At 42.3% G+C, this 22,422-nt stretch carries 16 protein-coding genes, 1 pseudogene and 1 riboswitch; of the genes and pseudogenes, 3 read left to right on the top strand and 14 right to left on the bottom strand.

What is annotated here, in order from left to right; translation table 11 throughout:
- Positions 1–148: 148 nt before the first annotated feature.
- The 5 genes from ACTQWB_RS01090 to ACTQWB_RS01070 all read right to left on the bottom strand — a co-directional run bounded on the left by ACTQWB_RS01090 (position 149) and on the right by ACTQWB_RS01070 (position 6,464).
- Positions 149–1,477 (bottom strand): MATE family efflux transporter, encoded by a 1,329-nt coding sequence (locus ACTQWB_RS01090; RefSeq protein WP_441499954.1) that lies wholly within the window; start codon positions 1,475–1,477, stop codon positions 149–151.
- A 62-nt stretch (positions 1,478–1,539) separates the two neighbouring features.
- On the bottom strand, positions 1,540–2,064 hold the full coding sequence (locus ACTQWB_RS01085; protein ID WP_441499953.1) for a MarR family winged helix-turn-helix transcriptional regulator: 525 nt from the start codon (positions 2,062–2,064) through the stop codon (positions 1,540–1,542).
- A 202-nt stretch (positions 2,065–2,266) separates the two neighbouring features.
- On the bottom strand, positions 2,267–3,961 hold the full coding sequence (locus ACTQWB_RS01080) for an AAA family ATPase (RefSeq protein WP_441499952.1): 1,695 nt from the start codon (positions 3,959–3,961) through the stop codon (positions 2,267–2,269).
- Positions 3,962–4,143: 182 nt separating this feature from the next.
- Positions 4,144–4,875: a nitroreductase family protein gene (locus tag ACTQWB_RS01075; protein ID WP_441499951.1), complete on the bottom strand. Its 732-nt coding sequence runs from the start codon at positions 4,873–4,875 to the stop codon at positions 4,144–4,146.
- A gap of 383 nt (positions 4,876–5,258) precedes the next feature.
- Positions 5,259–6,464 carry a DnaJ C-terminal domain-containing protein gene (locus ACTQWB_RS01070; RefSeq protein WP_441499950.1) on the bottom strand — a complete coding sequence of 402 codons (1,206 nt, stop codon included), beginning with the start codon at positions 6,462–6,464 and terminating at the stop codon, positions 5,259–5,261.
- Between the two features lie 359 nt (positions 6,465–6,823).
- Here ACTQWB_RS01070 and ACTQWB_RS01065 point away from each other — a divergent pair, with 359 nt between their 5' ends.
- A complete protein-coding gene (locus ACTQWB_RS01065) occupies positions 6,824–8,194 on the top strand; it encodes an MATE family efflux transporter (RefSeq protein WP_441499949.1) in 1,371 nt (456 codons plus the stop codon).
- A 139-nt stretch (positions 8,195–8,333) separates the two neighbouring features.
- Here the strand turns inward: ACTQWB_RS01065 and ACTQWB_RS01060 are convergent, their stop codons facing one another.
- The 6 genes from ACTQWB_RS01060 to ACTQWB_RS01035 form a co-directional block, all read right to left on the bottom strand.
- Positions 8,334–8,777, bottom strand: coding sequence for a hypothetical protein (locus ACTQWB_RS01060; RefSeq protein WP_441499948.1), 444 nt, complete (start codon positions 8,775–8,777; stop codon positions 8,334–8,336).
- Positions 8,777–11,833 carry a glycoside hydrolase family 3 C-terminal domain-containing protein gene (locus tag ACTQWB_RS01055; RefSeq protein WP_441499947.1) on the bottom strand — a complete coding sequence of 1,019 codons (3,057 nt, stop codon included), beginning with the start codon at positions 11,831–11,833 and terminating at the stop codon, positions 8,777–8,779. Before ACTQWB_RS01055 ends, ACTQWB_RS01060 begins: the two co-directional genes overlap by 1 nt.
- 141 nt (positions 11,834–11,974) lie before the next feature.
- Positions 11,975–13,012, bottom strand: coding sequence for an ATP-binding protein (locus ACTQWB_RS01050; protein ID WP_441499946.1), 1,038 nt, complete (start codon positions 13,010–13,012; stop codon positions 11,975–11,977).
- Positions 12,955–13,380 (bottom strand): hypothetical protein, encoded by a 426-nt coding sequence (locus ACTQWB_RS01045; RefSeq protein WP_441499945.1) that lies wholly within the window; start codon positions 13,378–13,380, stop codon positions 12,955–12,957. The genes ACTQWB_RS01050 and ACTQWB_RS01045 overlap by 58 nt, the downstream gene beginning before the upstream one ends.
- 196 nt (positions 13,381–13,576) lie before the next feature.
- Positions 13,577–13,652, bottom strand: a riboswitch (cyclic di-GMP riboswitch).
- A 126-nt stretch (positions 13,653–13,778) separates the two neighbouring features.
- Positions 13,779–15,137: a M20 family metallopeptidase gene (locus tag ACTQWB_RS01040; protein ID WP_441499944.1), complete on the bottom strand. Its 1,359-nt coding sequence runs from the start codon at positions 15,135–15,137 to the stop codon at positions 13,779–13,781.
- A gap of 22 nt (positions 15,138–15,159) precedes the next feature.
- Entirely contained in the window at positions 15,160–16,050 is an 891-nt protein-coding gene (locus ACTQWB_RS01035; protein WP_441499943.1) for a 4Fe-4S dicluster domain-containing protein, read from the bottom strand.
- Positions 16,051–16,205: 155 nt separating this feature from the next.
- Here ACTQWB_RS01035 and ACTQWB_RS01030 point away from each other — a divergent pair, with 155 nt between their 5' ends.
- Together ACTQWB_RS01030 and ACTQWB_RS01025 are read left to right on the top strand one after the other, a co-directional pair.
- Positions 16,206–16,685, top strand: coding sequence for a substrate-binding periplasmic protein (locus ACTQWB_RS01030; protein WP_441500103.1), 480 nt, complete (start codon positions 16,206–16,208; stop codon positions 16,683–16,685).
- Between the two features lie 51 nt (positions 16,686–16,736).
- Positions 16,737–17,237, top strand: a pseudogene (locus ACTQWB_RS01025) (GGDEF domain-containing protein).
- 133 nt (positions 17,238–17,370) lie between these two features.
- Here the strand turns inward: ACTQWB_RS01025 and ACTQWB_RS01020 are convergent.
- From ACTQWB_RS01020 to ACTQWB_RS01010, 3 genes are read right to left on the bottom strand one after another with little or no spacing between them, the layout of a single operon-like run.
- Entirely contained in the window at positions 17,371–20,289 is a 2,919-nt protein-coding gene (locus ACTQWB_RS01020; protein WP_441499942.1) for a glycoside hydrolase family 2 TIM barrel-domain containing protein, read from the bottom strand.
- A gap of 58 nt (positions 20,290–20,347) precedes the next feature.
- Positions 20,348–20,986 carry a sugar O-acetyltransferase gene (locus ACTQWB_RS01015; protein ID WP_441499941.1) on the bottom strand — a complete coding sequence of 213 codons (639 nt, stop codon included), beginning with the start codon at positions 20,984–20,986 and terminating at the stop codon, positions 20,348–20,350.
- A 3-nt stretch (positions 20,987–20,989) separates the two neighbouring features.
- Positions 20,990–22,333 (bottom strand): MATE family efflux transporter, encoded by a 1,344-nt coding sequence (locus ACTQWB_RS01010; protein WP_441499940.1) that lies wholly within the window; start codon positions 22,331–22,333, stop codon positions 20,990–20,992.
- Positions 22,334–22,422 lie beyond the last annotated feature (89 nt).

Here is a 22,422-nt window from a genome sequence, read left to right as displayed (position 1 = left end):
CTGTATTGTTCTACTTCTCGTAGTTTAACATACATAAATGTATGATGCCACAGACCAGGGTGTAAATTCAATATCACTTTTTCAAGAAACATAGTACATTTTCTGTCTATTCAAAGTCAGATGGCTTAGAGCCTTTTTCAAACAGGCTCTAGTAATGATATTTTTTCCTGTTTTTCACCAGGCAGGTTAACGAGCAGATCAGTCCAAGCCCCTCTGCTACTACAATCGCGCCCCAAATACCATCCAGTCCCAGGATCATTGGAAGCAAAAGTACCATTCCACCTCTGAAAATCAAGGTTCTGCTAAAGGAAAGGAATGCCGAAAGCGCACCGTTACACAATGCGGTGAAAAAGGAGGATGCATATATATTAATTCCGCTAAGCAGATAGCCAAGTGCAAAAATACGGAACCCATGCACTGTCATATCCAGAAGCTCTTTATCATAGCCCACAAAAACAGCAGAAAGCGGATAGCTTACCGCCTCGGAAACAATCACCATGGCAATTGACGTAATCCCGATGATCGTTATGCTTTTTCTGAAGACACTTTTTAATTCTTTATGATTTCCGGCTCCATACCGATAGCTGACTACCGGCGCACTTCCAGAAGAAAATCCAAGGAATGCTGCCAGAAAAACAAAATCCACATACATCATTACAGAATATGCGGCAACGCCCATTTCCCCGATTACCTTCATCAGCTCAATATTATAGAGAATACTGATCAGAGATGCGGAAATGTTGCTTAATAACTCGGAAGAACCATTTGATGCGGCCTGCAAAAGCTGTTTTCCATAAAACTTTGTTCTGGTCAGCTGCAATCCATGTTCACGTCGCTTTGCAAAATAGAGCAGCGGAAATGCACCGCCTACCACATATCCCATAACCGTTGCCAGTGCTGCTCCGGCTACCCCCATTTTGAAAACTGCGATAAACATGTAATCCAGTGCCATATTGGTAACACCAGAAGCAATTGACAACACCAGACCTAAAGTTGGTTTTTCATTTACTACAAAGAAATTCTGGAAGCTGACCTGTAACATAAATGGGACACTGCCAGCCAGAAGAATAGTCCCATAAATGACACAGTCCTCCATAAGGAGGTCGCTTGCCCCTGCCAGACGCATAATCGGCCGTACAAAAATCAATGATAAAACAGTCAATATCGCACCAATTCCGATAATGCTGTAAATCAGCATGGAAAAATACTGATTCGCCAGGTCCCGTTTACCCTCGCCAAGGGTTTTCGCCACCAGGGCACTGCCTCCAGTTCCAAGCATGAAGCCCACTGCTCCGATGATCATGGTTACCGGAAACGCGATATTAATTGCAGAAAGTGCCATTGCTCCTACCAGGTTGGATACAAACAGTCCATCCACCACGCTGTAAATAGATGCAATGATCATGGTAACCACAGATGGTAAGGTGAAGCGCAGAAGGCGCTTATAAGTAAAATGATCGGATAATCTGATCTGCATAAATATATTTTTGCTCCTTTTCGATTCTATCTTTCTTTAATTTCTTATCGTTTTTTTAAGTTTTAGCTTTCTTGTATAAAGCGATCTGTCTCTTCTTCCAATATCTCAATTTGCTTCAGTCCATAATAAAGGACTCCCCATCTTTCCTCTGGAGACAGTCTTTCAAATGCTCTTTTTTCTACTTCGTAAACATGATCAATTGTATTTCTGGCCAGTTCTTCCCCTTTTTCCGTAAAATGAATGGTTTTGCTCTTCCCATTTCCGGCGTCCTTGGCCAGGTAAATATAGCCTTCTTTTTCCAGCTTCTTTAATGCTGAATTCACAGTCTGTTTCCTTAAGTACAGATTCTCGCAAATCTGTGCCTGAGTATAGCCTGCTTTATTTTCCCGGACAAAGTACAAAATATCGAACATTGTTTCTGTAAGCCCATAATGGGAAGCCAGTTTGTAATAGACCGCGCAGTTTTTCTTGTAGATATTGTTTCCTTCTTTAAAGAATTCTTTAAAAGTTATTTCTTCGGAAAGTTCTATTTCTTTCTCAGCCCGCATTGTTTCTGAAGTTTCTTCCTGATTTTCTCTTTCTTTCATAATGTTCTTCACCTCATTTCTGTGTTTTCGTTTTCAGATCGCGTAAAATTACCAACCTCATTTTCGCTTTCATAATATTGTATCTTCGATCCAACGCAAAATAATCCGAAATCGGACTTTCGTTAGTATAGTCCGATTTCGGATTATTGTCAAGTGTGTCTAATATATAACGCTGATATATAATTTTCTTCCTTTACGGCCCCTATCCTATCAGTACTTTTTTTCCTTCAAATGCAAATCCATAGTGACGGATCTGCTCTTTCACAAATCCCATCTCAATGAGCTCTCGGTCATAAGCTTTGTCTATGATCTGCTGCAATGCCGCTTCCACTGTATCTTCCAGACTTTTTTCCCGGTTCTTATTATGAACCTTAAACTCCAATACAATAGCTGGCAGTTTACTGCTTTTTCCCTCGCGGGGGATCATCATAATATCGTAACGTCCAAATCCGCTCTCTCGGTTGGAATGTATGATATAATTTTCCCTTTGCTCCACCATAAGCCCTAATAAAAATCCATGATAAAAACGCTCTGGTGCTTCCTTTTCCGAATAACTTTTCCCTGTATCAAAATAACTAAAAGTAGCCAATGCAACCTCATTCATATAATGGTTCATAGCCTCCACATCCCCTATTAATAAAGCCTTAACGAATCCATTATACTCAGACAGACTCCCACTAAACCACCCTTTAAACATATTAGAAAACATGCTCATGGTTTCCAGATTCGTAATACTCAGATGATACCACGGATCCAGCATCTCTCCCCTGTATTCGATTTCTTCCACCTTCAGATAGCCACTTGCCAGAAGCAGACTCCAGATTGCATTTTCATCTTTTTCCAATTGCTCAAACACGATCTGTTCGTCAAAATTTGCTTCAATCATTCCCCCTGACAGCAATACTTCCATTTCTGTTTTGATCTCCGGTGATGCACTTTGAAGCATTTTATTTATAAGACCATTGGAACTGGTAGAAGCCCAATAAGGGCGTAAATACCCTTCCTTCAAAAAATTCGTAATAGACCACGGATTATAAATATCCTTTTGCTTTCCAAAGGTAAAACCGTCATACCATTTTTTAACATTTTCCTTCTGGTCGCCTTTTCCAAAATTGTCCAGCGCCTGAAATACTTCTTTTTCGGCAAAGCCAAAGCAATCTGAATAGCGTTCAGAAGTAGTTGTGATCACTGTCAGATTGTTCAGATCGGAAAATATGGACTCCTTAGATACCCGGGTAATTCCAGTCATAACTGCTCTTTCCAGATAGGGATTGGTTTTAAATGTGGAATTAAAAAGTCCACGGATAAATGCAGTAAACTCTTCCCAATAACCATTTACATACGCTTCCTGCATAGGAGTATCGTATTCATCCAGAAGAATAATCACCTTTTTTCCATAATAAAGAGACAGATAGCAGGAAAGATCCTGTAAAGCGCTCTGAGCAGTCACATCATCCATATCCGGAGTCACATTTTTAAACTGCGCCTTCTGTTGTTCTGATAAAAGTTCTGTCTGGAACAGCTCTTTAAATTGTTGAAAAACAGTGGCGATTATTCTTTTTATTTTGCCTACTGCATCCAGATAATTTGTCTGTTTCACATCTGCAAAACTGAGAAAAATTACCGGACGAGTTCCCTGAAGTTTCTGATATTTTTCTTCTTTCCAAATTGATAAACCTTGAAAAAGATCTGCCCTTTGCTTATATTTATTGGAAAAAAAGCAATTGAGCATACTCATGTTCAGAGTTTTGCCAAATCGTCTTGGTCTGGCAATTAATGTAATTTCATCTCCTGCTTCCCACCATTTTTTTATAAAATCTGTTTTGTCAATAAAAAAATAGTTTTCCTCTCTTAGGGACGCGTAATCCTGTTTTCCGATACTGATTACCTGGTTCATGGCTGTTCACGCTCCTGCTTTTTTCATGCCTTTCATGTTTCCATTTGCTTATAACTTTCTGCATTTATAGGTATATTGATTATATCATTCTGTGCAGATATTATCTACTGATTTCACACTATTTTCTTCGAACAGTTTCCCCAACATGCCTTGCGGAATATTGCCTGTGAACAGTATCCCGACTATTCCGTTTCATACTGCGTCAGATACCTGCCCACTGAACGTGTCATCTCTCTGGAAAAATCAGAATTATATTTCCGTTCACAGAACGCTTTTGTCCAATCCTCGAAGGTATTTTTGCCACACTGGTAAGCAAACATTTCCCGCAGTTCTGTTCCATCCATGCTGCGGTAGGTATTCTCATGTACAATATGTTTTGCATCTGCTCTCTTGGGCTTGGGACGTTTTTTCTGCTGCTGCGTTGGCCATCCAAATACCAGCATTGCAGCCGGGAATACATATTCCGGAAGATTTAAAAGCTTTCTTTGCTCTTCGTAATTTTCCATAATATCTCCAATATAGCAGGAACCGATTCCCAAACTCTGAGCAGCTACAACTGCATTCTGGGCTGCAATCACGGCATCAGTCACAGCAAGCATAAGGTCTCCTACTCCTGGTTTTCTTGGCTTGCATCCAGCCTCCATATAGGTATCATACCATTTCTTACAATCGGCACAAAATACCAGAACCATAGGTGCTTTTGCGATAAATGGCTGATGATCACAGCTTTCTGACAATGCTGTTTTTAGCTTCTCGTCGGTAATATCCAAAATCGTATATAATTGCTGGCATCCTGCCGTAGGCGCCTGGAATGCAGCTTCCAGAATTGCTTTTTTCATGTTCTGTGGAATTGTTTTTTCCTCATACACACGCATTGATTTTCGATCGTATAGGCTTTGTAAAATTTCGTTCATTTTCTTTTTTCCTCTTTCTAATACCATATATTTATAGCTAATATCTCTCGCAGTCAGTAAAGAGTTATCCATCTTACTTTTTTATAACTGCTTATAGTCATATCATCGAACCCCAAAATATTTTAAAGGTAGGCTCTAAACAATTACTTCCTTTTTTATCTAACAGTGTATAACGATTTAGTTTCAAAAGCAACCAGTAGCAATTTAACATTTTATTTAATGGACTATCCTACAAAAAATAACCCTGGAGTAACAGATTCATTCTGCTATCCAGGGTTTTATTTATCTCATCTATGAGGGAATCTCTTTTTCGATTTTTTTTCATTAAACACTTTTTTGTTCATCAGCATCACTCATGATGTACCGGTGAAATTCATGCAGTTTTATGCAGTTCTGCTGCCTCTTGCACCTGACATCCTGGTGCTGGTATCAAACTCACGGAGTTTCCGCTTGGATTCCTCGCTTAAGTTCCGCGGTACCTGAACCTGTACGGTCACATACAGGTCTCCATAGACACCGGCTTTTCCCATCTGCTGGATTCCTTTTCCTTTCAGACGGATCTTACTGCCTGACTGGGTGCCTTCCGGAATGCGGCACATTACCTGTCCGTTCAAGGTCTGGACTCTCGCTTCACCCCCAAGTGCAGCTGTAATAAACGGCACGTTCACAGTAGTATAAACATCAGTGCCCTTTCTCTCAAAGCCAGGGCGTTCTCCAACCTGAACCTTCAGCAGAAGGTCTCCTGCCGGGGCTCCACCATAGCCAGGATTTCCCTTGCCTCTCAGACGAACAGTCTTACCATTATCAATTCCGGCTGGAATGTGAACTTTCAACGTCTGTTTGCCATTGCCATCTGCACCAGAAAGATTGATTAGCTTGTCACAGCCAAATGCGGCCTCATTGAAGGTGATGGAAATCTCAGCGTTCAGATCCTGGCCTTTCTGCTGATGATTGCCACCAAAGCCATTTCCGTATCCGTTTCCACCAAATCCACTGGTGCCAAAATCCTCTCCGAAACCGGCATTTCCGCTAAAACCGCCTCCAAAAGAATCGCTCTTTCCAAATCCATAGCTACTGAATCCATGTCCTTTGAATCCATGTGCTGAGCCGGCTCTGCCCGAACTATTTCCGGAACCACCAGTACCGCCGAAGCCTCCGCCGAACAGGTTCTTCAGAATATCGTCCATGTCTCCGCCTGCAAAATGGAATTCCTGGTAGCTGCCATCCGGGCTTCTGTAAGCACCACTCTGACCATTTCCAAATCCTCCGAAACCGCCAAAACCAGAGCCATTAAAGCCTGAACCACCAAATCCACTTCCATTAAATCCGCCTGCTCCATATCCAGCACCGCCTGCGCCTTCTTCAAAGGCAGCATGACCAAACTGGTCGTATAGTTTCTTTTTCTCAGGGTCACTTAACACATTATAGGCTTCTGTGACTTCCTTAAACTTCTCTTCTGCATCCGGATTGCCTGCATTAGAATCCGGATGGTATTTCTTTGCCATCTTACGATACGCTTTCTTTATTGTATCTTTATCCGCGCTGCGGCTGATTCCCAGCACTTCATAATAATCTCTCTTTGCTCCCATACTGGTCACCTCTGACTCCTCAAATTACAAGATTTCATAACTATTCAGAACCACCTTCAAAAATAATTCGCATTTCATCAGTATACCCCCAAACAGTTACAAAATATACTGCTTACTAAATCACTACATTTACTTTCCCACCTACACAAATTCCCCGGAATCACTTCCGGGGAATGGTACTGTCCACCATTAAACAGTACCGTGGAACAGCTTTTATTTCTATGTTCTATTTGTAATATAACATTCATTTTCTTATAAGTCAAGATAAAGAACATAATTTCATATTTTTTTCACATTATCTTCTTTTCTATGCTATAATAATCATACTTTACTACTCAAAAAAGGATAACCAAAATATTATGAAAAACAAACAGTTAAATCTCACCTCCGGTCCTATTTTACGGACTTTGGCTGAGTTGGCACTGCCAATCATGGCTTCCTCATTTTTGTCCACAGCTTACAATATCACAGACATGGCGTGGATTGGAATGCTTGGTTCCAAGGCAGTGGCCGGTGTAGGCGTAGGAGGCATGTATGTGTGGCTTTCCCAGGGATTTTCCTCCCTGGCAAGAATGGGAGGACAGGTAAACATGGCTCAGTCACTTGGTAAAGGTGACCGTAAATCAGCCGCAGGATTTGCACAGGTAGCCCTGCAGCTGACTATATTTTTTGCCCTTTTGGTTACTGTGATCAGCCTGGTCTTTACCAATCCTTTACTGCAGTTTTTTACGCTCACTGACCCGGAGACCTATGACAGCGCCAGAATTTACATGCGCATCACCTGCGGACTGATCCTTTTTTCCTTCCTTTCCCAGGTATTGACAGGCCTTTTTACCGCTCAGGGGGATTCCAAGACACCACTGAAGGCAAACTTTTTCGGCCTGGTGCTGAATATGATCCTTGACCCGCTTCTGGTTCTGGGCGTAGGACCTTTCCCGCGGCTGGAAGTTGTAGGCGCCGCAGTTGCCACCGTTACGGCACAGATCATCGTTCTTTTGGTTCTCGTTACCGGTATCATCCACGATCACGGAGAATCCAACGTGCTCAGAAAAATCCGGTTACTTTCAAAACCGGATTTCATTTATGTAAAACAGGTATTTCGCATTGGAATTCCAACTGCACTGCAGGGAAGCATTTATTGCATCATTTCCATGGTACTCACCAGAATGGTTTCCGGATTTGGTGCCGGAGCAATTGCAGTACAGCGTGTGGGTGGACAGATTGAGTCCCTTTCCTGGAACACAGCGGACGGTTTCGGCTCTGCCTTAAATGCTTTCATGGGGCAGAATTACGGCGCAGGAAAAACAGACCGTATCAAAAAGGGATACAATATTTCCCTAAAACTTCTTGTATGTTGGACCACCCTGATCACCATTGCCTTTGTCTTTTTCCCAAGACCGATTTCCGTGCTTTTCTTCCATGAAGAGGAAGTTGTCCGTCTTTCCATTGATTATCTGCGAATCATCGGATTTTCCGAAATTCTTCTCAGCGTGGAAATGATGACAGTAGGTGCTCTCTCCGGGCTTGGACGGACGCAGCTTTGTAGTGTGATCAGTATTACCTTAACTGTTATGCGAATTCCACTGGCACTGATTCTTTCAGGCACCGCACTTGGTCTTAATGGAATCTGGTGGGCACTGACACTTTCCAGTGTTTCGAAGGGAATCATCTTCTATGTTGTATTTCAGTATATTTGCAGGCACAGCCTGGTTCCAAATATAAATAAATAAAATATTTCCTGCCCAAAAGGCGGAAGACCTTTCCATTTCCGTTACACTTTCTCCATAAAATGTAGCTGTATTGGAATCGTCTTCCGCCTTATATTTTATTTACAATATCTTGTTTACATTATTTTGTACAGTACAGGTGTTACTTTCCAGCTGCCACTACCTTGATCCCAACTTTTTTATCTCTGCTCATAAAGCAGGATACAATTTCCAGTACCAGCATAATCACCATGACAACTGCTGTTACGATAATATAACCAATCACACCAGATGAACCGAACATGGAAATTCCGTTAAGCGCATCTGCAAATGTATTGATACTTCCCACGATCATTTTTCCAATGGAAAGTGTAATAAACACAACTGCCAGCAGATTGAGAATATCAGCAAACACATGATCTGCAAATACATAGATTCCGCAGCATACGATTGACAGTACAAGATAAAGATCCACTGCACTGTTAAACTCCTTTACACTGTTTGCATTGATGCTGTAATAAATAATGCAGAACAGGCAGAGCAGAATATTGACTGCATTAAAAATACCGCTGATTCTTTTTCCTAATATCTTATCCTTGATATTCATTATGCATTTTCTCCTCTCTTTTTACTCCACACAAGTACTTCCAGATAATAGAGTACGATAAACAGTACAGTAAGTGTTCCAAATCCGATCAGTGCTGCCTTCAGAGCTGTTTTCCACCATGGAATAATGTGTACTACATGAGAAGTTTCATCAAGTCCATTGATCAGGATCGAATGAACCTGTGCATAAACATTGTGTTTTGTTGCATTACGCAGTGTCTGGAGCATATAGCCATCGCCATTTTCAATCGCTTCTGTAACCATATCCTTGCTCAGTACTACTGAAGAATCGTCAGAAGCTCCGAAACCTGCCATATCCCAGCACCAATAATCAAGTCCTGCTGTAATATTAGAAGTGTAATGTTTCTTGTAATCCATATTTACAACTGCATCAGATGTAACATGTCCTTTATATGCCCATTCTCCTCTCATAACAGTTGTAAGAAGTGTAGCTGAGCTTCCACAATAGGTAGTGCCAATTCTGTTGAATGCTGTCATACATCCCATTGCGCCGCCTTTTGTATAGGCCCCCTCAAAAGCACGCAGATACTGCTCACGAAGAGCCTGCTCATTGGTAAACGTTGCCGCACTCTCACGGTGTGCTTCCTGGTCATTTACAACCATGTGTTTGTAACCAAGGATAATTCCATATTTCTGGACGTTTTCTGCTACAACAGTTCCTACCAGATATCCCATGTTTCCATCTTCTGAATAGTAAGCAGATGCACGTCCGTTAAACTGTGTACGATGGCAGTTCGGGCCGCCAGACCAGATTTCAGTTGCCCCCATAAAGTATGCTTCGTTTGCAGTCAGGCTGCTTCGTTTTGCCACGTCATCCTTATTCCAGGTACAGGTCATAACAACTGTAGACGGCCATACAATACCAGATTTTCCGGTAAGCTTGAAGGTTACCTGCTCCAGGCAATCCATATCATCTCCACGGTAGGTAGATGGCATTGCAATACTTTCAATTGAAACGGACCCATTCTGGTCTGGAAGAATAGAAGCCATTTCCTCTACGGTAAGCTGATCCAGGAAGGTATTCCAGGTATCTTCATCGTCATAATCAACATCCTTCATTGCAACGAAGTTCAGCCCTGCATCTTTTCCCTGGGTAAAATCATCTACAGACGGAGCATCTTCCGGCTCTGTATAAAGATCACCGTTTAAGGTATTCATCATATCCTCAGTTGCAGTTACCGCAACCTGTTCTGCCGGATAAGTTCCTTCCCAGTCATTTCTGGAAAGATATGTCACAGTATCTGTTCCAAGGTTGTTTAAGTTGGCGTCATCAAACTGTTTTGTGACTTCCATATCAGAATAACGGGACATTTTATAAGACTCTGTATCCAGCTTTGCATTATTCCAGGAATATGCTTTGTCCGCATCTCCGGAAACTTTTTCGCCAAGTACATCTGTCATTCCCTCTGCACCTTTGGCCGCAAGAATATTATTCAGGGCATCGTGGGCGTCATCACCAATTGCGAAATAGTAATCGCCTTCACTTAAAATATATCCTTTTGCGTTGGTGTAATCATAGCTTGCAAGCAGATATCTTTCTACCGGAATTTCCAGTGTCTGGGAAGCACCTGGCTCCAGAACATCTGTCTTATCAAAGCCTACAACCTGAACTGCTGATTTCTCTACGTTGTTCTCTTTTTCATAGTCCCCATATGGTGTCTGTGCATAAATCTCTGCAACAGATTTTCCAGCTGTATCGCCAGTATTTGTCACAGTTACTTTTACATTGTAGGTATCACTTTCTTCGTCATACTCTACACTGTCAAGTGTCTGGGAAAAGGTTGTATAGGAAAGTCCATAACCAAATGGATAAGCGATTTCATCGTTATAATCCCATGCTTTTCCAGTGGAAGAACCAACTGTACTGTCTGCATTTCCGTTTCCAAGTATGGTATCTTCATAACGGGTTTCGTAATACTTATATCCTACATAAATATCCTCTGCATAGATCAGATAATTGGAAACATACTGGTCACTGTCAGAGCAATACTCCAGAACCTCATCCAGGTTTGCCCACTCTGGTGTATTTTTCATCTGTGCATAAGTAATTGCCGGAGCAGACAGAGAATTTTTCGCATAGGTATCCACCAGTTTTCCGGATGGGTTTGCCTCTCCCTGAAGCAGATTTACAACACCTGTAAATCCCACAATACCAGGAGAACCAATCCACAGGCATGCATCTACATCATAATCATCAAGATCACCAAGCTCCATAGCCCAGTTGGAGTTTACAAGAAGAATGATCTTTTTAAATACCCCCTGCTCTTTCTGTTCCTTCAGCATATTTAAAAGATCTTTCTCATCCTGATGGAGCGCCAGCTGGCTGATTCCCTCAGAATCTTCAAGAACCAGGTCACAATCCTCACTTGCCTGTCTGGTGAGCATAACTACTGCTGCATCATTGTACTGATCCTGCCAGCTGTTCTTGAGATCATCTGTATAAAAGTCCGCAGGTGCTTCTCCGATCTGCGGGTCACTGGCATCTTTCACACGTGCATATCCACTTTCCTGATAAGCCTTTACCATAGTCTGGTTTACATCGTAAACAGATTCCATTGCGTCAAGATAGGTAACCAGTTCCTGGGTTGAGTTTCCAGTGGAATGATAGCTGTAAAACGGACCAGTAATCTCCTTGGAACCACCGAAGCCGCCCCCATCATTTGTTTTAGTCGTGCTTTCTATAGAATTCTGTCCAAAAAGAGTAATGCTGCTGCCCGCTGCAAGCGGAAGTGCATTGTTATCATTTTTCAGAAGAACGGAACCTTCTTCCTGCTCTGCAATAGCCTGGGCAGCTGAATCATCCTCCAGCTGCTGAAGCTTGTTGGCATCATAGATATCCGTTCCATAATCACTTTTATAATAGTTTGTATCTACATCTGAGCCTTCATCTGAAACCGTCTTTGTGGTTTCAATGCCAAGCACGGTATTCAGTCTGCCCTCATAGGCCTCTGCCACAGGAGTTCCTATGGACACAACTGTAAGCAGACAAGCTGAAACAGCACCCAGACCACGGGTGATTTCCTTCTTGATTTTCATATGTTTCCTCCTATTTTCCACAATAAAACCATGTCAGGGACAAAAGATTTTATTGTTTTTTCTTCATGACCGCGCGTTCATCATGATTGGGAGTTTAGCACATTCCCAAGAAGGATATTCTAAAATTTCGTAACAGGCATATCAGACTTCGTAATTTGCATTTTGAGCAGCAGGTATAATGATGGTAAGGCTAAACATACGGTTTTCCACTGTAATATCCATACTGCCATTATATTTTTCCACACATTTCTTTACGCTTTTCAGACCATATCCATGGCCATCATGGGCATTTTTTGTTGTCTCCGGAAGTCCTTCCGAAAAGTTTATTTCATCGTTTTCCATGTAATTCTGAATCTGAATCAGGAGCAGATTTCCCTTTGTCCAGATTGATACCGAAATCACTTTTTTCTCTTCATCCGAAACCAGAAGTACACTTTCAATGGCATTATCGATCACATTTCCAAGAATGGTATATAGATCCACAGCAGGGATAAAATCCATTTTCTTTCCATCTTCCACACAGGTTAATTCAATGTTATTTTTCATACATACCAGTCTTTTCTGGGACAGTAGGGTGTCCAGAACTTTACTTCCAGTTTCCACCTGGGAATCATAAGACTGAATGGTTTTACATACCTGTTCATAATATGCTTTCTGCTGTTCCTCATCCGCAAAAAGCTTCAATGGTTCCAGCTGTTTTTTCAGATCATGACAGATCAGATTAATCCGCTCCACATCATCCTGTCTCAAACGGAATAATTCCTTTTGTTTCAGGCGGATCTGCTTTTCCATATCCTGTTCTCTCTGTTTACCCAGCTTGTTTTTATAATCTACCTGTTCCCATAATACAAACAGACAGCAGATCAGATCATATAATTTACATATGTAGTAAAGCTGAGATTTTTCCGTATTAAACATATTGTCCGCCACAATACTAAGCCCTAATACAAGCATAATGATTATAAAAAAGGAGAGCAGAGAAAAACGCAAATCTACATTATAATGCCCTTTTTCCGGCAATTTTCTTCCAATAAGCCAATACAGCAGCAACGTAAAAACTACTGCACTTATGATGTATGCCGGTGCGTAAACAGGTGTTCCCGGCTTCGGTCTGAATAAGATCAGATATGCACAATATGAGATATGCTGTACTGCATAAGCGCATGTAACACTGTACAAAGCCTCTTTCCAGGAAATATCATATTTTCGTAGGTGAAACTGTACTCTGGTTTATAAGAAAGGATTTCCATTACTCTTTCAAACTTGATTTTCCGTGATATCCGGTCCCGGTCTTTCGGCAATACATTGCTCAAAACGGCATTTTGACATACATTTTCGTAGTGACAGCAGACTCCGTCTGATAGTTTCCTGCCCTTCCTATTTTCATTTCTGCCCTTTAAGATTCTCACAGTCCTGTCCGTTGTATCAAGCAGACAAATATTTACATAATCTTTTCCAAGTGCACGAAAAACGGATTTAAACAGTTTTTCGTCAAAGAACAGGTCTCCCTGTTCCGATTCTCCTAAATGAATATCTTTCTCCCACATATACGCTCTTTCTCCTGCTATGTATCTTAAATGTAGCGGTTTTCCAGGTTTTCTGGGTATTTTCCAAAAACCGGACTATTTTTTTATAAACAACGGCTTATATTTTCTTTTTCATAAATAAAAAAGAGGAACACCATAAATTTCTATAGTATTCCCCTTGCATTCTGATTTGATTTCATCACCTGAAAATGGTAACTCTTGCAACTGGCTGCCATTTTACAGGTCCTATAGCTTTGCGTCACGGCCTTTGGACTGCTTTGCCCGATATTGGATTTTTCTTGTTCACTATAACAATCTGGATGGATTATAACATTAAAGCAGCTACTTTTCAATCCTGTTTTTGCTTGAAATAGAGATTGAAACAATGGCAAAGATCAGAGGCATTTCATTTACGCCTTTTATATTGCCAGCAGATTCTTAATTGCCTCCATGTACACCTGGACAGCCTCTTCCATTTCGGATACCAGGATAAACTCGTCAGCACCGTGAATGTGGTAGTCCATTCCCAGTTTCTCCGGTCCAAATGCGATAATATTCTTCAGGGATTTGGCATAGGTACCACCGCCGATTACCATAGGCTGGTTCTTTGTATCTCCGGTTACGTCCACATAAGCCTTATACAGGGCATTTACAAGCGGGGACTCCCTTGGGAAAAACAGAGGATTGCCGATTTCTCCCACTTCAATCCTTCCGTTCTCATCTTCCAGATTACCTTCTACAAATTTCAGCACATCATCTTTTGTGAAGGTTACCGGTACACGGATATCGATGGTGCAGGAAATCACGCCATCTTCTGTTTTTACGATTCCGTTACAGAAGGACAGCTCGCCAAACTCATCAGAGATTTTCAGACCGACTCCAGAGCCATCGCATGCCGTGCCGATATGCTGGTTATAGAATTTCACAAAATCATCCTCAAAGCCTGCTTTTTCAAGGCATTCCATGGTTACACCTGCTGCGTTTACTCCAAGAGTCGGAGTGCTGGCATGAGCCGGTACGCCCTTTGCATAAATGGTGATCTGATTTTCTGCTTCCGTCACTTTATACTCCTGCAGCTTGCTTTCTGAAAAAGCCTTCTCCAATTTTTCCCTAAAGCCATCCTCTGCCGGAATCACTGTGGTACAATTATCACATACCGCATTGGAAACGAAGCCGCCGTTCATGGAAATGATTCTGGTGTTTTTGGAATATGCCATCATGGACATATATCCTTTTTCTCCATGGATACATGGGAAATTGGCATCCGGGGTAAATCCACAGGAAAGCTCTTCTTCTACTTTATTATAATGTTCCATACATTTGGAACCAGTCTCCTCATTGCAGCCCATGATCAGACGGACTCTTTTGTTCAGCTTCACGCCGGAATCCTTCAGAAGCTTCATGGCATAAAGTGCCTCAATCACAGGTCCCTTGTCATCTGTCGTTCCACGTCCGTATACATGGTCACCTTCCCTTGTCAGCTTAAATGGATCATAGGTCCAGTCGCCGCCAACCGGCACAATATCCAGATGTCCGGCAATGCCTACAATTTCCTTGCCTTCTCCCATCTCCGCATAGCCACAGTAATTGTCAAGATTTACGGTTTTGAAGCCAAGTTCTTCTGCGATCTTAAGACCGGCTTCCAGTGCTTTTGCCGGACCTTCCCCGAATGGTTTGCCCTCTGAAGGAGTGCTGCGCTGGGAATCAATTGCCACTAATTTTCCAAGGTTTTCAAGCATTTCATCGGTTAATGCGTGAATCTGTTCTTTTGTATTCATAATTTCTCGTTTCCTCCGAATTTTATTTGTTGCCAAGCAACTGCTTCTCTACATTCTCAAATCCAATCCGCTCTATGGTCTCAGCGAATCGCTCTCCCTGAATGCCGTTGTCACGGAAGAAGCAGATTGCTTTTTCGATCACATCCAGGGCTTCTTCTTTGGATGTAAAAATCTTGCCAAGAGCTTTTCCTTTGGATACTTTTTTGCCCCAACGGCCTCCTATGTAGATCTTATAGCCGTAAACGCCGTCTTCGATGGTATGAAATGGACATTTGCCTACACAGCGTCCACAATGTCTGCACGCTTCTTCATCAATCTGGATCTTTCCATCCACAACCTTCGCTACTTTGTTTGGACAGGCAGCTTCGATAGCACATTTCTTGCAGCCCTTACATACCTCTGTATTCACTTCCGGAATTCTCTGGCCGATAATGCCCACATCATTCAGATTCGGTTTCACACAGTTGTTGGGACAGCCGCCTACTGCGATTTTAAATTTGTGTGGAAGTGCAACGTTTCTATAACCTTCATAGAAACGTTTGTAAATTTCCTCTGAGATTGCGTAAGAATCCAGAAGTCCATACTGGCAGGTAGTTCCCTTGCAGGATACCACAGGACGTACCTTCGCTCCGGTTCCGCCAGTCACCAGACCTTCCTTTGCAATAAATTTCTGAAATTCTTCGATCTTATCATAAGGGATTCCCTGGATTTCCACGGAAAGTCTGGTGGTGTACAAAAGATTGCCATTTCCAAACTTCTCTGCTGCATCTGCCATACAGCGGTGCTGTGCGGCGGTTACCTTTCCATTTGTGGTAAGAACTCGTGCGGAAAACAGATCTGTGCCTCTGTTATTCAGGAAGCCCATTCCTTTTACTCTTTTTTCATCTTCCGAGCTGACTGTTAATGCTGACATTTTTATACCTCGCTCTGTAATATTTTTATCTATAGCTTCTATTATAGCACCTGAAAGGGATTTTGAAAATGATATTCCGTAGAAATTTCATTGCGGCGTATCCAATGTGCTTTATTTCTTTAAACTGTTAACGTGGACATGTTCTATATTATACAATAGTAATAATATATGCTTCCAGTGCAGCCAGTGCAAATCCTCCCAGTCAGTCCTTAAGAAAAGTCCGGGCTGGCTATCTGATCTATTCCGGCTACCAGGAAGGGGAAGGTGATTCCCCGAAATCAGGCTACGGCTATGAATACCTGCAGCAGATCGCTTACTATGCTGGCTGGGAATACGAATATGTAAACGGCACCTTCAGCCAGCTTCTTGAAATGCTCAAAAACGGCGACATCGACATTATGGGAGACCTCTCCTATACAGACGAACGTGCACAGTATATTGATTTTGCAAACGAGGAGCAGGGAAGAGAATATTATTATCTCTTTGTGCGTGAAGACCGTACAGACATTACTGCCACTGATCTTTCCACCTTACAGAATGCAAGAGTGGGAATCAACAAAGGCAGTGTCCAGGTAGATTTATTCCAGGAATGGTTCTTCTTGTCATTCTGGTTCTTGCAGTTGTCCTGGCGCTGATTCTGACTTTATTTATTACATTATTTCCAGACGAAAGGCCAAAACCTTTCCATGAACAATGATGAGCTTTCCGAAAAAGCATACATTGATCTTGCCACTGGTCTTCCAAACAAAAACAAATGCGAGGAACTGCTGTCTGCCCATTATGTGATCAACAAACCTACCGCCTGCTTTATGCTGGATCTCAATGATCTGAAAAAGGTAAATGACACCCTGGGGCATTAAATGGGTGATATTATGATCCTGAATTTCGCCAAGCTGTTGAGAAAGGTGGTTCCTCTCCAGTATTTTGTAGGACGCTTCGGCGGAGATGAATTCATTGTAGTCGCAGAGGGCATTTCCGGAAAAGAAGAAGCAGAACAGCTGGTCCGGAATATCAAAGAAATGATCTTGAAATTCAATGGATTACGAGGCGAATTCCAGATCAACTATGCATGCGGTTTCGCTTTTTCTGAAGATTATCCCGGTGCCGGGCTGCTGGATCTGTTAAATGAAGCAGATCTGAAAATGTATGCAGATAAGCAGCTGACCAAGCAGGGAAAGGCTAGGTAACATCTAAAAAGGTCCCAATAATATGCCCTTGTTAATGCGTCATTGCCAGCCTGACAATGACACATTACAAGGGCATATTTATCGGACTCTTTTTTTTACTCAGCCAGCATATCTATTCTAAGTTCTCTACTTTTCATTTCCCGCAAAGATAAAATTCCAGTTCCGTATCTTCTTCTCCTGAAATATGATATGCAGCTTCTACATCTGCTCCCCAGCTGTTGATTCCACCCACGCCGCGCATTTTTCCCAGTATACTCACAACCGTGCGGCAGGATGCATGAAGCTCTTCCTTGTGCAGTGCGTTTTCCAGTTCCTGTGGCGTGTACGGGATTGCTGAAAACGCGAAGCAGTCTTTGTCCATAAGAATTTTAAGCGCTCCCACAGAAGCTGCACAAGTGCCCATATGGTTCCTGCATTCCTGTGGAACAAGGTAATCGGAAACCACACATTCTTCTTCGAAACTTCCGAAAATGCCGCCTTTTATACGATCCGGATAAGTTTCCCCAGACAGACCCATCCAGGTATATTTCTCTATCCGCTCAGGCAGGATCAGGCGAAGTCCGAATTCGGGCAGCTGTGGAAGTCCTTTTTCTCCGTGATAGCGCATTTTTACGTGCAATAGCCCAGACATATACACTGTATAGACCATGTCCACCGTTGTCTTTGGAGCTGTTGCAGTAGCAAATGTATATACAATTTCTACTTTATCCAGATTTTCCAGAGCCGGACGCCGTCCTGCAAAATCTTTTACAGCAAACGGATATGCCTGTCCATCTGCATACTCTGTTATCTGACAGTCTGTACATGCGGTAAACAGATCCGCAGCCATCCACTGGGCGCTCTTTACCGGAAAGCCACAGCCCTTGTCGTTCTCGGTGGAGGCTCTCCAGAATGCCGGCTTCGGAGCACGATACAGGCATTCTTTTCCGTTATAGACCAATGACACCGGACCGCCTTCTCCATAGCCGAAGAGCATATCAAAGCCGTTACCATGGATTCCGAGCATCAGATCACCATGAACCACCCTGAAAGCACTTTCCTGCCCCTTTTTCTCCTTCTTTGCAGCCTGTTTTTTCTCTTCCAGCTCTTTCTTTATCCATTTTTTCGATTCGGCATATCCGGCAGTATTCTTTTCATCCTGCAAAGCCCGCTCTTCTGGTGTACTGTACCAGTAGCGAACCTCCTGCATGGCTGGTTTCTCTGTCCGGTCGGCAAACACGATTCCATTTCCGCTAAATGCATAATCTGTGGGGCGATCCAGAAAATCTCCTCCATAGCCCAGCACCTTCCTGCCCTTCTGATCTTCATAATAAACAGCCTGATCTATATAGTCCCAGATAAAACCGCCCTGATACATAGGATACTCATCCAGCAGACGGATATAGCTTTCCATTCCACCGATGGAATTTCCCATATCATGCATGTATTCACAGAGAAGGAAAGGCTTATCCGGATCGTTTTCCAGATATTCCCTTACCTCCTGTGGAGACGCATACATCCGGCTTTCCACATCGCTGATTTCACGGAAATCATGTTTCCAGAAAACACCTTCATAATGCACTCTCCTGGACGGATCCTTTTCATGGAAATATCTGCTCATAGCCTGAATACAGGTTCCTGCGTAGGATTCATTTCCGCAAGACCACCAAAGAATAGATGGATGGTTTTTGTCACGTTCCAGCATGGATACCGCACGGTCTGTCACGCAGGCTTCCCAGGCCGTGTCTGAACCTGGCACATTCCAGGATGGCTCACACAGCCCTGTCTTCTGCCAGGAGCCGTGACTTTCCAGATTTGTCTCATCCATGACACAGATTCCCGCCTCGTCACAAAGTCTATACCAAAGGCTCTGGTTCGGATAATGACAGGTACGCACTGCATTGATTTTATTTTTCTTAAAGACCTCAATATCCTTTCTCATATCTTCTTCTGTGATGGAACGCCCACGATGTGGATTCCACTCATGGCGGTTCACACCATTAATAATAAGCCGCTTTCCATTTAACAGCATAAGCTTATCTTTGATTTCAAACCGCCTGAAGCCCACCTTGTACGGCACGATCTCGATCAGCCTTCCACTCTCATCAGACAGGCGAAGCAGAAGTTTGTATAGCTTTGACTGGTACACATCCCATTTCAGAACGTTGTCAATGGTGATTTCCACTGTTTTCCAAAGTGTACCCGCTCCGCCCCTTTCTTCTGCAGGGGGAACCGTTTCCCTTGTCTTTTTAACCATTTCCTTTGTCTGTGTAAGTGCTCCACTGCACACCAGATTTTCCTCCGGATCCAGCAGTTCCCACTGTACCAGAGACGGTGTTCCGGAAATTTTCACTTCCAGCTCCATCGTTCCGGTACGATAATCATCGGCGAGCCCTGTTTTCGCCCACAGGTCTTCCACATGTGCCAGTGGTTTTCCATAAAGATAAACATCACGGAAAATTCCGGAAAAACGGAAAAAATCCTGATCCTCGATCCATGCGGCACTGCTCCTTTTATAAACCTCCACACAGAGACGGTTTCCTTTTTCTTTTATAAAGGGTGTCAGGTCAAACTCTGACGGAGTAAAACTGTCTTCCGCATATCCCACAAACTGTCCGTTCAGCCAGAGGTACATAGCCTCTTCTACGCCCTGAAAGGAAATACAGATTCTTTTACCTGCCAGTCCCGAAGTCAGATCAAACTCCTTAACATAACTTCCAACAGGGTCGTGCTCCCAGTCAATATGTGGCGGACGTAAAAAAATATGGCCTTCCCACGGATACATTGTATTAATATAATGGATCTTATCGTATCCTGATAGTTCTATATGTCCAGGAACACTGATTTCCCCAAATCCAGCAAGATCTGCGTCTTCCCGGTAAAAATCCACCGGGCGGTCTGCCGGTCTTTCACTCCAGCAAAACTTCCAGATACCGTTAAGGGACTGGTAAAGTGTTTCCCGCTCCGCCTTCATGTCTTCTTCCCGTTCATAAAAATGGTGATCAGAATGGGCATCCAGACGGTTCACGCGAAAGACCTCCGGATTTTCCAGCCAGGATAATTCTGCATGCATAAATCATTTCCTCCTACTCACTCAGCCTGCTGTGTCAGAAAAGCAGCTGATTATTATCTTAGTCACGCAATTTTTCTTCCTGTGCACATATCATCTCCCACGCCTCATCATCAATTTCTTCCTTATGAAATAATTTTCTTTTATCCTTTTCTGTTATTTTCCTGATAACGCGGCATGGATTTCCCGCAGCAATGGACCAGTCCGGAATATCTTTTGTAACCACACTTCCTGCACCGATTACTACGTTATCGCCAATATGTACGCCCGGACACACTACTGTATTTCCACCAATCCATACATTATCCCCGATGGTAACTTCTTTTCCATATTCAAAAGCGGAATTACGTGTATCCGGATAGATTGGGTGTCCTGCCGTATAAATTGCTACATTTGGAGCCATCTGGCAGTTATCACCGATTTTGACCTTTGCCACATCTATGATCGTACAGTTATAGTTTGCAAAGAAATTTTTCCCAACCTCAATATGGGAACCATAATCACAGTAAAAGGGTGGATTGATCCATGCATTCTCTGATTTGCCCAGAAGCTCTTTCACAATTTTCCCAATTTCATCAAAATCAGAACGATCCACAAAGTTGAGCTTTTGAAGGATTTTTCTGCATTTTGTCTGTTCCTCCATAACCGCCTGGTCTGAAATATATGCAACCTGCATATCTCTTCTTTTTTTCATGTCCATTTTTCATTCTCCTTTTTCCGTTAGATTTTTTAGCCAATTATATTTCCTGTAATGCTTATATACAGATGGAAGCTTTACCAGTTCATCAAGATTTAATACAAAATAAACAAGTAAAACCGGCAATTTGAGTACAAATGCAGCTATGAAGCCAAGCGGAACTGCAAAACACCACATCGTAACCGCATCACATTTTAAACCGAATTCCGTATCGCCTCCTGCTGGAAAAATACCACCTATAGTCATAGAATTGATAGATTTTCCAATTACATAATAACTGCTCATAAACAACATATATTTTAGATACCCGTTTGCGGTATCCGTCAGACTTGCAAAGTGTAGGATCACAGGAGTCAAAAGAAGAATCATGCCACCTGTCAAACAACCCGAAACTACCGCAATTTTACATAAAAGATTTCCACTTTTTCTTGCTTCTGATAAGTTCCCTTCACCAAGCAGATTTCCAAGAATAATGCTCCCGCCATATCCAAAACCGGTACATACACAGATTAACATATTTTTCGTTATATTTGCAATGGAGTTGGCAGCTACTGCATCCGATCCAAGATGCCCCAGTATAACAGAATACATAGTAAAACCGCCACCCCAGACAAGTTCATTAAGAAGCACTGGATAAACATGTTTCCAGAATTTTTTTGTCATGCTAACTTTCTTATTTCCTATATCTACTATTCCGATCCAAAGTTCCTTTTTCGGATAGAGAATACAGATCGTAATAACCAGCCCAATCCCATTTGCGATAACAGTCGCCAGTGCTGCACCTGCAATCTCCATCCTTGGAGTTCCAAGGTACCCATAAATAAAAATGGCATTCAGTATGATATTAGAACAAACCACTATTGCGCTAACCATAGTACATTTTCCCACATAGCCACAATTTTTTAGTATTCCCTGTAAAACCTGCAGAATTCCAGAAAACACATAGGAAAATCCTATCAGCTTCAGATATCTTATACCATAATCAATCAATGTGGTATCATTCGTAAACAACTGCATAAGATTCCTGGGGACAAATAATGTTGCAAACAAGAAAAAGACAGATACCAATAATACATATCTTAATACAAGTCCTGCCGATGTCCGTAATCCTTCAAAATCTTTCTTTCCATAATATTGCGCAACAAACATATTCTCCCCGATTGTAAGTGCTGTCAAAATCAGGTTAAAAACAAAAGTAATCTGTGAAGCCAGAGAAACTGCTGACAGAGAATTTTGATTTAAGCCACCCAGCATAAAAGCATCACATGCACTTACAACTGCAAGCATAAATTGCTGTGCCGCGATTGGTAAAGCAAGATTCAGAATTTTAGCTCTGAATTTCTTTTCCATCTATAGTTTATTTCCTTTCTGTGCACAATATGAAAATAAACTTTCTCCATTGATTTTTATACCAGAATCAGCCATAATAATATAACAAT

It is taken from the genome of Blautia sp. HCP3S3_H10_2 (genome assembly GCF_052122375.1).
GTDB lineage: Bacteria > Bacillota > Clostridia > Lachnospirales > Lachnospiraceae > Blautia_A.
This window is presented reverse-complemented; position numbering and strand designations above follow the sequence as displayed.

Excerpts from the sequence above, each read along its gene's own strand:
- ACTQWB_RS01090 (WP_441499954.1), bottom strand. The coding sequence starts at position 1,477 with ATGCAGATCAGATTATCCGATCATTTTACTTATAAGCGCCTTCTGCGC.
- ACTQWB_RS01040 (WP_441499944.1), bottom strand. The coding sequence starts at position 15,137 with ATGAATACAAAAGAACAGATTCACGCATTAACCGATGAAATGCTTGAA.
- ACTQWB_RS01015 (WP_441499941.1), bottom strand. The coding sequence starts at position 20,986 with ATGGACATGAAAAAAAGAAGAGATATGCAGGTTGCATATATTTCAGAC.
- ACTQWB_RS01080 (WP_441499952.1), bottom strand. The coding sequence starts at position 3,961 with ATGAACCAGGTAATCAGTATCGGAAAACAGGATTACGCGTCCCTAAGA.
- ACTQWB_RS01035 (WP_441499943.1), bottom strand. The coding sequence starts at position 16,050 with ATGTCAGCATTAACAGTCAGCTCGGAAGATGAAAAAAGAGTAAAAGGA.
- ACTQWB_RS01085 (WP_441499953.1), bottom strand. The coding sequence starts at position 2,064 with ATGAAAGAAAGAGAAAATCAGGAAGAAACTTCAGAAACAATGCGGGCT.
- ACTQWB_RS01045 (WP_441499945.1), bottom strand. The coding sequence starts at position 13,380 with ATGTGGGAGAAAGATATTCATTTAGGAGAATCGGAACAGGGAGACCTG.
- ACTQWB_RS01065 (WP_441499949.1), top strand. The coding sequence starts at position 6,824 with ATGAAAAACAAACAGTTAAATCTCACCTCCGGTCCTATTTTACGGACT.
- ACTQWB_RS01010 (WP_441499940.1), bottom strand. The coding sequence starts at position 22,333 with ATGGAAAAGAAATTCAGAGCTAAAATTCTGAATCTTGCTTTACCAATC.
- ACTQWB_RS01060 (WP_441499948.1), bottom strand. The coding sequence starts at position 8,777 with ATGAATATCAAGGATAAGATATTAGGAAAAAGAATCAGCGGTATTTTT.
- ACTQWB_RS01020 (WP_441499942.1), bottom strand. The coding sequence starts at position 20,289 with ATGCATGCAGAATTATCCTGGCTGGAAAATCCGGAGGTCTTTCGCGTG.
- ACTQWB_RS01070 (WP_441499950.1), bottom strand. The coding sequence starts at position 6,464 with ATGGGAGCAAAGAGAGATTATTATGAAGTGCTGGGAATCAGCCGCAGC.
- ACTQWB_RS01075 (WP_441499951.1), bottom strand. The coding sequence starts at position 4,875 with ATGAACGAAATTTTACAAAGCCTATACGATCGAAAATCAATGCGTGTG.
- ACTQWB_RS01055 (WP_441499947.1), bottom strand. The coding sequence starts at position 11,833 with ATGAAAATCAAGAAGGAAATCACCCGTGGTCTGGGTGCTGTTTCAGCT.